This window comes from Desulfoplanes sp. PS50 (assembly GCF_053851535.1).
Window position 1 is genome coordinate 1 of sequence record NZ_JBSPZA010000029.1, and the last position, 12,768, is coordinate 12,768.

The following is a 12,768-nucleotide window of genomic DNA, read 5'->3' on the forward strand; positions in this document are numbered from 1 at the left end:
GAACTCCTGTTTTACGCGATCCACTTCTTCGCGAACACTTTTTTTGTTCATCGTTGCCATGGCCCGTACTATAACACAGGTTTTTTCGACCCTCTGAGATGGCCTGTGCTGGACGAACTAGACGTCTCGAAAAAAATTAGGAGAGTCTCCGTTGGCTGAACAGGAAAAACGTTTGGCTGCCGAGGTTTTTGTGTTGCCCGCTGAAAAAGGGGAAGGGCCAGTCCTCTACCTTGCTGTTTTGCTCTGATGCTAACTCTCCAGGCCGTTTGTCATGCCTTGAAAGTTGTTGAGCGGTCACTGATGATCAGGTTGGCATGGCAGGTAGTACGGCCGACAACTTCCCTGACAAAGGGGGTATGTTTCTCGGTTCTTGTTGGGTTTCTCTGACACAAGGGGCCTATGCCCGTCGAGTTTCTTTGTCACTTTCTTACCCATTCAAACCGAACGATATTTCGTTCCTCACTGGAAAACTCCACCCCGATCAGATAGACCTCCTGTCCTGCAAACTGTTCAGCATAGCCTTTGGTTTTGATCTGCTCCAAAGCCTTGCCCTCACCTGCCTGTTCGATGACCTTGAATTCGATCAGATAGATTCGGTCCTCGAACCGGACCACCAGGTCCATCCGTCCCTTGTTTGCGTGGACTTCGGGACGGACATCGACTCCCGTGGCCGCGAAATAGCAATACACGATGGATGCGTAATAGGCCTCGTACCCGGCAGTCTGATTCTTTTTATACCACTCGCTGGGGATGGAGGCGAAAAAAGCGTGGAAGAGTCTGCCAAGTCCTTTGAGATCATTGGCTTGCAGAATTTCGTACAGGGAAAAGGCGTTGCGCTGTTGCGCGACGGCCGCCCTGGTAAAATACCTCAGGATGTAATCGGCCAGGCTCTGACGAACTTCCTGGTTGGGATAGCCAAGGGTGTACCGCCGCATTCCGCCAAGAATTTCGAGATTTTTGATGGTCAGGTATCCGGTCTGGAAGAGCAGGGTTTCCACTTCGATATGCTCGACATCAAAGCTTCCAAGGAGATTTTCCCCCACCTGCAGGTTGTTTAATTCCGGCACTAGGTATTTTCCGGCAAGCAGAAGCTTGAGCAGGAATGTCGGCGTGGCGCTCTCGAACCAGTAGTTGGAAAACTGTTTGCTATCTAAATAGAGGAGGACATCAAAAGGGTTATAGACCTTTTCTCCCAGCCAGTTATAGCCGTTGTACCATGTTTTGACGGTGTCAAGATTGACATCCTCCAGGTACGCGGCAAATACCTTCTCAAGTTCCTGCTGGGTATAGCCGCAAAGAGTTGAATATCGTTTATCCAGGGTAATATCCTTGAGGTTGTTCAGACCGCTGAACAGGGAAACTTTGCTAAATTTGGATACCCCGGTGATAAAGACCATGCGCAGATAGGGGTCACTGTCTTTCAGGACGGAATAATAATTTTTGAGTTCTTCCCGGATTTCAACGGCCAGATCGGTTTTGTCGATATTATCCAGGATGGGCTTGTCGTACTCGTCAATGAGCACGACGACCTTTTGTCCGGTGACTGCGTGCAAGGTTGCGATAAGTTCAGCAAATCTTCCCTTCAGGCTTTTTTTCGCATATTCGATACCGTGTACGATGGCATGATCGTAGAGGATTTCTTCGAAGGTTGTCTGCAATTCCTCCAGCGAACGCATCACTCCTGCGCCGAAACTGATATGAACGACGGGATTCGCCTGCTCCCAGTCCCAGTTGTCTTCCAGATAGAGTCCTCTAAAGAGATCCCGTTTACCTTCAAAAGCGGCTTTAAGCGTGCTCAGAAAGAGGCTTTTGCCGAACCGGCGCGGGCGGGACAGAAAATAATACCCGCCTCCGGCTTTGCTCAGGTCCGCGACAAACCGGGTTTTATCCACATAGGCAAAACCTTCCTGGATCAGCTTTTCAAAGGTCTGGATACCAATGGGTAATTTTTTCATGATCATCTCCGGAATGTTACGGGGCTGCTTGCTACATGAAATAGTTACGGCAGGCCGGGATCTCAAGGAATAGTTTGGGCATGAGAAAACCGGTTTGGCCGGGGGATGCGCTTTGTGATATCTGGGGGATTGGGGCCCAAACATAAGCGATGTACAGGCATCTACTCTTGCCCCTGTCGTTCCCATTCAAACCGAACGATATTTCGTTCCTCACTGGAAAACTCCACCCCGATCAGATAGACCTCCTGTCCTGCAAACTGTTCAGCATAGCCTTTGGTTTTGATCTGCTCCAAAGCCTTGCCCTCACCTGCCTGTTCGATGACCTTGAATTCGATCAGATAGATTCGGTCCTCGAACCGGACCACCAGGTCCATCCGTCCCTTGTTTGCGTGGACTTCGGGCCGGACATCGACTCCCGTGGCCGCGAAATAGCAATACACGATGGATGCGTAATAGGCCTCGTACCCGGCAGTCTGATTCTTTTTATACCACTCGCTGGGGATGGAGGCGAAAAAAGCGTGAAAAGCTTCTTTTATCCTGTCCAGGTCATTTGCCTGAAGGGCTTCCAGCAGCCTGGACTGATTTCGGAATTTTGCCAGCCTGTCCTTGCAGAAGTCTATCAGGATGGAATTGGTCAAACTGGTTTTGACTTCCAGATTAGGAAAGCCAAGGCTGTATTGGCGGAATGCTCCCGTCTGCTTAAAGCCCGTGAGGGTGAGATATCCAGTTTGGAAAAGCAGGGTCTCGACGGCGATGTCTTCGATTTCGAAACTGCCGACAATCTCCTCCCCGGCCTCGATCTGCTCGATTTCCGGGATCAGATAGCGGCCCTGTCGTAAAAGCTGGATCAAAAAAGAAGGCGTGCCGGTTTCAAACCAATAACTGGCAAAGGTCTTCTTTTTGAAGAACAGCAGAATATCAAAAGGATTGTATACCTTCTTCCCGAGCCAGTTGTACCCATTGTACCAGGTGCGAACTTCATTCAGGTCATGACCGGCGAGATAATCCGCGAAGACATCCTCGAGCTCCTTTTGCGTGTAGCCACAGATATCGGAGAACTCGGGAGTCATGGTAATGTCTTCCAGGTTGTTCAGACCGCTGAACAGGGAAACTTTGCTGAATTTGGATACCCCGGTGATAAAGACCATGCGCAGATAGGGATCGCTGTCCTTCAGGACGGAATAATAATTTTTAAGTTCTTCCCGGATTTCAATGGCCAGATCGGTTGTGTGTATGTTGTCCAGGATGGGCTTGTCGTATTCGTCGACGAGGACGACGACCTTCTGCCCTATTGTTTGTTCTAGCAGCCTGATGACCTGCAAAAACAACTCCCGCAGATCCTGTTTGGTGGTTTTGAGCCCATAGGCTTCGATATGGTCCTCGAGAATCGAAGCGAAACGAATCCTTAGATCCTGCACACTGCGCATCACTCCCGACCCGAAACTGATGTGAATGACAGGGTGTGCCGTATCCCAGTCCCAGTTGTTTTCGAGAGACAGGCCGTCAAAAAGCTCCCGCTTGCCCTGGAATGCGGCATCAAGGGTGCTCAGAAAGAGGCTTTTGCCGAACCGGCGCGGGCGGGACAGAAAGTAATATCCGCCTCCGGATTCATTGAGTTCGGTTATGAATCGGGTTTTGTCCACATAGATAAACCCTTCCTGAATGAGTTTTTCAAAGGTCTGGATACCAATGGGTAATTTTTTCATGATCATCTCCGGGGAAATATCGGTATGGCTAGGAAGGTTGCCATGGGGCCCACCGTGTCAGGGAGGGGGGCATTTCTTCGAAAATTTTTCAGGATCTCCTGTCGCCTGTTCTCTCTGCCTCTGAACTCCTGAGATGTACAGCCTGCTGTCTGACCAATGTTTCAAAAGCAGATCCACATCCCCACCCTGGGCACCATCATCCAGGTTTGACCCGAACAGATAAACGCGTGCCTCTGTGTCTGCGTAGCTGACGGGGATCGTTGGTATGATGTCATTCTGTCCTGATGATAATCGCACAACGCCATCTCCCGAAATAAACCTGTTTTTCGTAAAAAATGCTATGGGCTGGCCTCGTCAGCTCTCACCGTGCCTGCCTGATCGTTTCTTCTCACTATCCTTTTTCATCCAGGATGCGCATCAGTTTTTCCACAACCTGGTAATTGTCAAAGAAGTTGTCGCTTTTTTTGATGTCTATACGACCTTCTGTTCTGATGTTTCTTTGTGATCCTTGGGGTTGAGTTTTACCGCACCCACAACAGACCAATTTCGGGTCCCTCTAGCCCAGCGTTCAGGCCGTTTATTGCGAGCAGCCAGATAGAGTTGATGCCGGGCGTACAATATCTGCCTATCTCGGCCCTGGTGACGATCACCCGGGGTCACAAACCGCAGCCCGCTGTGAAGATGCACTGTGTTATATACCAGGCCACGAATTGAGAGACCCATTCCCGGGCGGCCTCCAAGGTTTCAAAGGGCTTCTCGGGATAATCAGGACGGTACTTGCAGGTCCTGAATAACGATTCCGAGAAGGGATTGTCGTTGCTGACAGCTGGTCTACTGAATGATGGCATCACTCGGGGCTTGTTCACATAAGCAAACTCAGCCTACCCTCGCCATGGGCTGACCTCAAGCACAATGTGTCTGTCAAAAAAGCCCCGGTCATTTGCCGAGGATGAGGTACGTTGTGAAATCTACAAGCAATCCAAATGATTACGAACCCTTCTTCCGTCTCCTTTGTCTCCCGTATTGACTTCCTGTGGATCGGTTTTATCAACTTTCACGCTTTCGTATCATGCGGAAGTGATGGAAATATGGAGAGACGGTTGGGTACAACGTGAACCGTTCAGGTTCAGGCTTGATCAGGGCACGTTCACATCCCGGCCCGATCGTCTTTGAAGATTACAGTTCGTATACATAAGGAGAAGATATGGCTGCTGCACAGGAACATTGCGAGTTCAAAACCGAAATCAAGAAGCTCTTGGATATCATTACCAACTCCCTGTACACCAACCGGGAGATTTTTTTGCGTGAACTGGTGTCAAACGCTTCGGACGCCTTGGACAAGCTCCGTTTCGAAACCAGCAGGGGAACAGCGGTCAAGGACCCGGATCTTTCCCTGGAAATCACCCTTTCGGCCGACGATACAAACCATGTCCTCACCCTCACGGACACGGGGATCGGCATGAGCCGGGACGAGATCGTCCGCTTTCTGGGGACCATTGCCCATTCCGGTTCCGAGCAGTTTCTCGAGAACATGGCCAAGGAAAGCAAGGAGAAACAGGACGCCAGCGACATCATCGGCCGGTTCGGCGTGGGATTTTATTCCGTGTTCATGGTCGCGGACAAGGTCGTGGTCACCTCCCAGTCCATGAACGAGGATGAGGCTTCGGTGCGTTGGACCTCGGACGGCACGGGTTCCTACGATGTGGAGACCCTGGATGAGTCCCTGTCCCGGGGCACGACCATCGAGATCCACCTCAAGGACGAGTACAAGGAGTACGCCACCGAGGATCGGATCAAGCATATCATCAAGACCCATTCCAACTTCATCTCCTTTCCCATCAAGCTGGGCGAAGAAACCGTGAACCAGGTCACGGCCCTGTGGCGGGAACCCAAGTTTTCGGTCAAACAGGAGCAGTACGACGAGTTCTACAAATTTTTGACCTATGACAGCGAACCGCCCCTGGACACCCTGCACATCTCCGTGGACGCCCCGGTCCAGTTCAAGGCCCTCATGTTCGTGCCCAAAAAGGATTATGATATCTTCAATCAGGATCGGGACAAATACGGGCTCGATCTGTATGTGCGCCGGGTGCTGATCCAGAAGGAAAACAAGGACCTGCTTCCCCAGTATCTCGGGTTCGTCAAGGGGGTCGTGGATACCGAAGACCTGCCGCTTAACATCTCCCGGGAAACCCTGCAGGAAAACCGGGTCATCGCCAAGATCAAGTCGACCATCACCAAGCAGATCCTTTCCGGTCTGGAAAAGATGGCCAAGAGCGATCCTGAAAAGTATGCTCAGTTCTGGAAGGAGCATTCCAAGATCTTCAAGATCGGGTATATGGATTTTGCCCACAAGGACCGGTTTGCCGGACTGCTTCGGTTCAACTCCTCCATTCACGAGAACAAGGACGAACTCACCTCCCTGGCCGACTACATCTCCAGGGCCCGGGAAGGGCAGAAGGAGATCTATTACATTTCCGGTCAGAGCAGGGAGGCGGTGGAACTCAATCCCCATTTCGAGATTTTCAAGAAAAAGGGGGTCGAGGTGCTCTATCTGTACGAACCCATTGACGAATTCGCTCTGGAGGCCGTGGGTGAGTTTGAAAAATTCAAGCTCAAGGCCGCTGAAACCGCCGACCTCAAGAGCCTGGATGATTTTGCCGACACCACCGCGGATGACGAACAGCCTGTTGAGGAATTGTCCAAGGACGAATCCGAGTCCCTGGACGAACTCCTGAAGAAGATCAAGGACACCCTGGGTGAGAAGATCACCGAGGTGCGTCTTTCGAGCCGGCTGACATCGAGCCCGGCCTGTCTGGTCAGCCCCGACGGGACCATGAGCTCGCACATGCAGAAGATCATGCGTCTTGTGGGCGGGGGAGACAAGGAGGATTCCGTGCCCACCAAGGTCATGGAGATCAATGGAGACCATCCCCTGGTCAGGAACATGATCGCCATTTTTCATGCCGACACGGACGATCCCTACCTGACTACCTGCATCGAGCAGCTTTATGAATCCTCCCTGCTTCTGGAAGGATATCTTTCCGATCCGCACAAGATGGTCAACCGGATCAACGAGTTGCTTGAACAGTCCAGCGGCTGGTACAAGGAAGTCAAAAAGGTCTAGTTTCAGGATGCCCCCGGACGATTGTCATCGTCCGGGGGCGTCAAGGAAAAAAGGGCGTCATGCACCCAATCCTGGCTTTGGCCGTGGATGAAATCAGCAAGGTGGTCCTGGGCAAGCGGGCACAGATCAGGCTGGCACTGACCTGCTTTCTGGCCCGGGGCCATCTGCTCATCGAGGATCTGCCGGGTATCGGCAAGACCACCCTGGCCCATTGTCTGGCCCGAGTGCTGGGCCTTGATTTTTCCAGGGTCCAATTCACCTCCGATCTGCTCCCCGGGGATCTTCTCGGGGTTTCCGTGTACGAGCAGAATGCCGGGCTGTTCACCTTTCATCCCGGACCCGTGTTCACCCAGGTGCTGCTGGCCGACGAGATCAATCGGGCCACGCCCAAGACCCAGAGCGCACTTCTCGAGGCCATGGAGGAGCGGCAGATAACCGTGGAAGGGACCACCCGCCCCCTTGAGGAACCCTTTTTCGTCATTGCCACTCAAAACCCCCTGGAACAGGCAGGCACCTTTGCCCTGCCCGAATCCCAGAAGGACCGGTTCCTTTTTCGCCTGGCCATGGGCTACCCCGATCCCGAGGCGGAACGTTTCATGCTTCGAAACGATTCTCTGGGGCCTGGTCCTGCAGATCTCAAACCGGTCATGGACGCACACACCCTTGTGGATCTGCAGCAACAGGTAGCAAAGGTCCATGTCTCGGACATCCTGCTTGAATACATCCAGACCATCATGGAGGTCTCCCGGGCCAGTGATCTTTTTTTGGCCGGTCTCTCTCCCCGTGCCGGTCTGGCCCTGCTGCGGGGGGCCAAGTCCTGGGCCTTTGGCGAGGGAAGGGATTACGTCATACCCGAGGATATCCACGAGGTCTTTTACTTTGTGGTCACTCACAGGCTGGCCCCGGCAGCGGCCCACGGTGTTGTCCGGACCGAAGACGTGACCGAACTTCTCAACGCCGTTTTGGTTCCCATATGAAATCTCCTCCGCCTGTGCGCCGATTTTTTGCCAAACGGGCAAGGGCTGAGTTGCCCGTTGTCCTCAACAGAAAACGCATCTTCATCCTGCCCACCAAATTCGGGTTGTTGTTCGCCCTCCTGCTTCTCGCCCTGCTCGTAGGCTCCATCAATTACACCAACAATCTCGGCTTCTTTTTGACATTTCTTCTGGCAGGCATGGGATTTGTCTCCATATTCCACACCTATGTGAACCTTCGCGGACTCGTGATCACGCGAATAACGACCAGAGAAACCTTTGCCGGCAATCCCCTGGTTGTAACTGTGCAGTGCAGCTCACCATCCAGGTCCTTGAGGAACATCCGGATTTCCCTTCGTGGCGAGTCTTTCGCCGGCAATGCAGTATGTATCGACCCGAAAGCGACCAGGACTCTTCCTGTCGCTGGCAGTGCAAAACCACGTGGCATATGGCCCCTGCCTCAACTTGTCGTGCACACGAGCTATCCTCTGGGGCTTTTTCGGGCCTGGTCCAATGTATCGGTTGCGAAAACCTGTGCGGTCTTCCCGGAACCATCCGGGGCTGTTTCCCTGATCTCCAGGGAGACGGCCGGGGATTCGAGTCGCGATGACGGTTCAGGGAGGCGGACCGGAAGCGATGATTTCGCAGGGCTTAGAGAGTATGTTCCAGGGGATCGTATGCAGCGCATTGCCTGGAAATCATCCTCCCGGGGGGCGGGTATTCTGACCAAGGAGTTCGTCACCGGGAGCAGGCGGCATGTGGGCATTCGCTTTGAGGATGCCCGGGGTACAGATGAAGAACGCCTTTCCATGCTCTGCGCCATGGTTCTGGCCGCCGACGCACGGGGGGTTCCCTATTGGCTGGAACTTCCCGGATATGTCTCTGACGTGGACCGAGGGGCCAAGCATCGATATCGCTGCCTGATGCGTCTTGCCGGATACGGTATGGGCACAGGGGGTGCGAGATGAAAAAGCGTGTGTATCTCCAGGTCGATGATCTGTTGCTGGTTCTTTTGGCCGTTGTTTTCGCCCCCCATGTGGTTCGGGTTCCTGTCTGGATCAGTTTGTTCTGCGTTCTGTCCTGGGAAGGGGCCTTTACTATCCGTCGCAGGGGGAGAGGGCCCCTTCCGCGAGTGGTGGTCATTGTCCTGGCCCTTGTGTGCACGGTGGGTGCGGCCTTCAGTTTCGCCGGTTCCCTTGGCAGGGAGGCAGGGGTGGGGCTTCTCTCGCTCATGCTCGCCTTGAAACCTTTGGAGACACGGAGTGATCGGGACAGGATGGTCATCATCTTTCTGGCCTATTTTCTGACCCTGACCAATGTCCTTTATTCCCAGTCGTTGGCCATGGCCGGATATATGGTAGTCTGCGTCGTCCTGGCATCCATGATCCAGATCCGGATCAACGATGAGCATGGCAGGACCGGAACGCATTTCAAAACGAGCTGTGTCCTTCTTGGTCAGGCATTGCCCCTGGCCCTGGTCCTTTTTCTGCTTTTCCCGCGTCTTTCAGGGAGCTTATGGGGATTTCAGAATCAGCAGGCCGCAGGCGTGACCGGGCTTTCCGACTCCATGTCCCCGGGGCGGATCAGCGCCTTGGCCCTGTCCCGGGCCATAGCCTTTCGGGTCAGCTTCGAGGAGGACCGGGTTCCTCCACGAGGATCATTGTACTGGCGAACCCTTGTGCTCTCCCGGTTCGACGGCCGAGAGTGGACCCAGGGGGATGTCCGGGATCTCAAAAAGTGGGACGTGCAAGCGGCTGATCCCGTCAGATACACGGTCACGGCCGAGCCTTCGGAGAGGACCTTTATGTTTGCACTCGATCTGCCCACTACGGCTCCCCTGACAGTGACCCGGTCCCAAGATCTGACCCTGAAGGCTCCGGTCAAGATTTCCAAACGGGTCCGTTACCCACTGGTTTCATGTCTCGACTGCCCGAACAAGATGGCCGGAGATCTAGATTCTATGGTCGAGCTGCCGCCGTATGGAGGAAAACAGGCATGGGATCTGGCCCTTTCGTGGCGAAAGTCATCCCGCTCTGCCAGGGAGATCGTGGACACGGCCCTTTCCTACTTCAGGACCAATGACTTCTCTTATACCTTACATCCCCCTCTTCTGGCCATGGATGACCCGGTGGAGGACTTTTTGTTCAATGTGCGCAAGGGGTATTGCGAACATTACGCCTCGGCATTCACCTTTTTGATGCGCGCTGCCGGTATCCCGGCCCGGGTGGTTGTGGGGTATCAGGGCGGGGAGATGAACCCGGTGGGCGATTACATGATCGTTCGTCAGTCAGATGCCCATGCCTGGTCCGAGGTCTGGCTGGATGATGAGGGGTGGACGCGTATCGATCCCACGTCAGCGGTATCGCCCCTGCGCATCGATCAGGGAGCCGGTGCCGTTGCCGCCCGGGAGGTGGGGACCATCTTCGAGGCTCCGGCCCTGGGTCCCGTCCGCTGGGTTCTGGACCAGGTGCGGCTCAATTGGGACGCCTTGAACAATGTCTGGAATCAATGGGTCCTTGATTACAGTGCCGGGCGGCAAAAAAAGCTGCTGGAATTTCTGGGCCTCGCCCGGACCTGGAAGGGGATCTCCACGGGAATCATCCTCAGCCTGATGGCGGTACTCGGATTCGGCGCGGGACTGCTTCTCTATCTGGGAAGACCCGTGCGCACGGCCACAGACAGGGTCTCGGTAATCTATGCACGCTTTTTGAAGAAGACATCGGCGTGGCCCAACGAAAAGGGACTTCCTCCGGTGACGTACCTGACCGATCTGATGGAGAAAATTCCGGAAAGGGCAGAGGAAATCCGGGTGATCCGGGATCTGTACGTGTCCCTGCGTTATCGTCCGCAAGGCCCGGAGTATGAACGGGATCTGCGGGCATTCAGGGAAAGCGTCAGAATCTTCAAGCGGGTGAAAAAGCGATGATTGTTTGATCCGAAATCAGCCCCTGGCCGGATATCGGGTCAATAGATCTTGCGTTTGGAAAATCCCTTGCCAATGACGTTCAAGGTGTTTTCAAAGATGACAAAGGCGCTGGGGTCCACGGAAAAGACGAGTTCCTCCACATCCTTGAGCTGCAGGGTATTCACCACCGTGAGGATGACCTTTCTGGGACTGTGGGAGTAGGCCCCGCGGCCGTACAAAATGGTTGCGCCCCGGCGGAGGCGGTTGTTGACCAGTTTGACAATCTCGTCGGGCTTTGACGAAATGATGAGCACCATTTTTCGCTGGTTGAACAGGCTCAGGATATAGTCAGTGATCTGCGCCGAGATAAACACCGCGGTCAGGGAATAGAGGACCTTGTCTGTTTCAAGGGTGGCAAAGGCGGCCGCAAAAACCAGCGCATTGGTCATGAATCCGATCTGGCCGATGCGAAGACCGAATTTTTGATTCAGCCAGATGGCGATGATGTCTGTTCCCCCGGTCGATCCCAGAGACCTGAAGCTGATCCCCAGTCCCAGACCGCTGACACATCCAAAGGAAAGGGCGGCGAGAAAACTGTCCTGGACAGGCAGGGCGAGGTGAACGAGTTCGAGAAAAACCGAGACCATGAGTGCCCCGTACATGCTGTACCAGAAAAACCTTCGGCTGATACTGAAATAGCCCAGGGCAAACACCGGGATGTTGAAGATAAAAAGCCATACCCCCGGCGTGATCACTGAAAACAAATAGTATAAAAGGATGCCAAGCCCGGAAAATCCACCGGTCACAAGTCCGTGCGGGATGGCGATCCCGTTGATGGCTATGGCGATGAACAAGGCACCTGTGGTCAGTAAAAACAGATTCCAGGGAATGGAATAGGTGATATCCCTGTAGGTGGAAGCCGGGGCGGCTTTCTGGGAGATGGTTTGCATGATTGTACCTGGTAAATGGTGGTTGCCAATGAGCAGAGGCTGCATGATGAGGGGGAGGGCTGATCGCATCAACCGGTATTCTTGTCAATAAGAATATGCATTCGACGATTCTGATTTTTTCCAAACAGGCTGTTCCTGGACGCATTCGTGTTCAGCAAAGGTGGAAACCCAGAAAAATGGAAAGAATCTCAGAGTATTGTTGCACATTTCCTGTCTGAAAAAGCCCCGCTTGGTGACGGGGCTTTTTCAGTGGAAAATTGGCGTGGTACCATGTCGCCTGCTTTATTAGTACCTTACTCAGAATATTCTGTAATAAAAAACAAGAAAATTCTGTAACCGCTTGAACTTAAAACTTAAAACCTAAAACTTAAAACTGCGGCTTGGCCGCATTAGAATCCCAGGTCCTCGTTGACAAGGACCACCTTGATCCGTTTGGGGGGAAAGGCCTTTTCCGTGATTGTCCAGGTGTTGCAGATGCGATCCGGGCTCTTGCAGTCCTGGCAATAGGATGTCTTGATGCAGGGGGTTTTCTTGTCCAGGCGCATGGCATTGACCGGGGCGACGTAATTTTTGATCCGGTACATGGCCTCGTCCAGATCGGTGACGATTTTATTTCTGCCGGCCAAAACGATGACGTTTTTGGGGCCAAAGGTGAGCGCGCCCACCCGATTGCCTATCATGTCCAGGTTGACCAGGGTTCCGTCCACTGTGATGGCGTTGCTGCCGGTGACAAAGAGATCCACTAAAAGGGCCTGACGGCGGCGTTCATAGGATGCTTCCTTGGACAGGTTCTTGTCGTAGGTATCGAGGATCTCGAGGTCTTCGCGGTTTGCGAGTGCATCATAGAGACCTATGTCCTTGAAGGTTGTGGAGCCGCCCCAGGAAAGGGTCTTTGCCCCGGTCTGGGGGAGGATGGTCTCAAGAACCAGGGTCTTGGCATCTTTGGCTGTGTTGGCAATAAAGACCTCGAAATTGTTCTTTTCAAGGGCCTGGGCCGTGTCCTTGATGCGCATGTTCCAATAGGTGTCGATGGGGTTGTTCATGGGGTGACTCCTTGGGTTTTGAGGTCGAAGGGGTATAAGGTTTCAAGGGTTAAGGAAGAAAGTGCGCAGTTCGCAGGGCGCAGGGAAAGACAGGTTGAAAGGTTAAAA

10 protein-coding genes and 1 pseudogene are annotated in these 12,768 nt (G+C 53.4%); 6 read left to right on the forward strand and 5 right to left on the reverse strand.

Annotated features, from left to right (window positions below; genetic code table 11):
- Positions 1–419: 419 nt before the first annotated feature.
- On the reverse strand, positions 420–1,955 hold the full coding sequence (locus ACTVJH_RS12375; protein WP_455991218.1) for an ATP-binding protein: 1,536 nt from the start codon (positions 1,953–1,955) through the stop codon (positions 420–422).
- Between the two features lie 161 nt (positions 1,956–2,116).
- Entirely contained in the window at positions 2,117–3,661 is a 1,545-nt protein-coding gene (locus tag ACTVJH_RS12380; RefSeq protein ID WP_455991220.1) for an ATP-binding protein, read from the reverse strand.
- A 265-nt stretch (positions 3,662–3,926) separates the two neighbouring features.
- Between ACTVJH_RS12380 and ACTVJH_RS12385 the strand changes: the two genes are divergently transcribed.
- A complete protein-coding gene (locus ACTVJH_RS12385; RefSeq protein ID WP_455991306.1) occupies positions 3,927–4,166 on the forward strand; it encodes a hypothetical protein in 240 nt (79 codons plus the stop codon).
- Here ACTVJH_RS12385 and ACTVJH_RS12390 read toward each other — a convergent pair.
- Positions 4,133–4,512, reverse strand: a pseudogene (locus ACTVJH_RS12390) (integrase core domain-containing protein); the annotation flags it as partial. The gene ACTVJH_RS12385 and the pseudogene ACTVJH_RS12390 sit on opposite strands and share 34 nt — an antisense overlap.
- A 353-nt stretch (positions 4,513–4,865) precedes the next feature.
- Between ACTVJH_RS12390 and htpG the strand changes: the two are divergent.
- The 4 genes from htpG to ACTVJH_RS12410 are packed head-to-tail and all read left to right on the forward strand — an operon-like array spanning position 4,866 to position 10,688.
- Positions 4,866–6,788: a molecular chaperone HtpG gene (gene htpG / locus ACTVJH_RS12395; protein WP_455991222.1), complete on the forward strand. Its 1,923-nt coding sequence runs from the start codon at positions 4,866–4,868 to the stop codon at positions 6,786–6,788.
- 59 nt (positions 6,789–6,847) lie between these two features.
- A complete protein-coding gene (locus ACTVJH_RS12400) occupies positions 6,848–7,765 on the forward strand; it encodes an AAA family ATPase (RefSeq protein ID WP_455991224.1) in 918 nt (305 codons plus the stop codon).
- Positions 7,762–8,730: a DUF58 domain-containing protein gene (locus ACTVJH_RS12405; protein ID WP_455991226.1), complete on the forward strand. Its 969-nt coding sequence runs from the start codon at positions 7,762–7,764 to the stop codon at positions 8,728–8,730. The genes ACTVJH_RS12400 and ACTVJH_RS12405 overlap by 4 nt, the downstream gene beginning before the upstream one ends.
- Positions 8,727–10,688 (forward strand): transglutaminase family protein, encoded by a 1,962-nt coding sequence (locus ACTVJH_RS12410; protein WP_455991228.1) that lies wholly within the window; start codon positions 8,727–8,729, stop codon positions 10,686–10,688. The genes ACTVJH_RS12405 and ACTVJH_RS12410 overlap by 4 nt, the downstream gene beginning before the upstream one ends.
- A 38-nt stretch (positions 10,689–10,726) precedes the next feature.
- On the opposite strand, the gene ACTVJH_RS12415 is transcribed toward ACTVJH_RS12410, so the two are convergent.
- A complete protein-coding gene (locus ACTVJH_RS12415) occupies positions 10,727–11,617 on the reverse strand; it encodes a YitT family protein (protein ID WP_455991230.1) in 891 nt (296 codons plus the stop codon).
- Positions 11,618–11,764: 147 nt separating this feature from the next.
- Between ACTVJH_RS12415 and ACTVJH_RS12420 the strand changes: the two genes are divergently transcribed.
- Positions 11,765–11,953 (forward strand): hypothetical protein, encoded by a 189-nt coding sequence (locus tag ACTVJH_RS12420; protein ID WP_455991232.1) that lies wholly within the window; start codon positions 11,765–11,767, stop codon positions 11,951–11,953.
- A gap of 53 nt (positions 11,954–12,006) precedes the next feature.
- On the opposite strand, the gene ACTVJH_RS12425 is transcribed toward ACTVJH_RS12420, so the two are convergent.
- Positions 12,007–12,660, reverse strand: coding sequence for a lactate utilization protein (locus tag ACTVJH_RS12425; RefSeq protein ID WP_455991234.1), 654 nt, complete (start codon positions 12,658–12,660; stop codon positions 12,007–12,009).
- Positions 12,661–12,768: the final 108 nt, after the last annotated feature.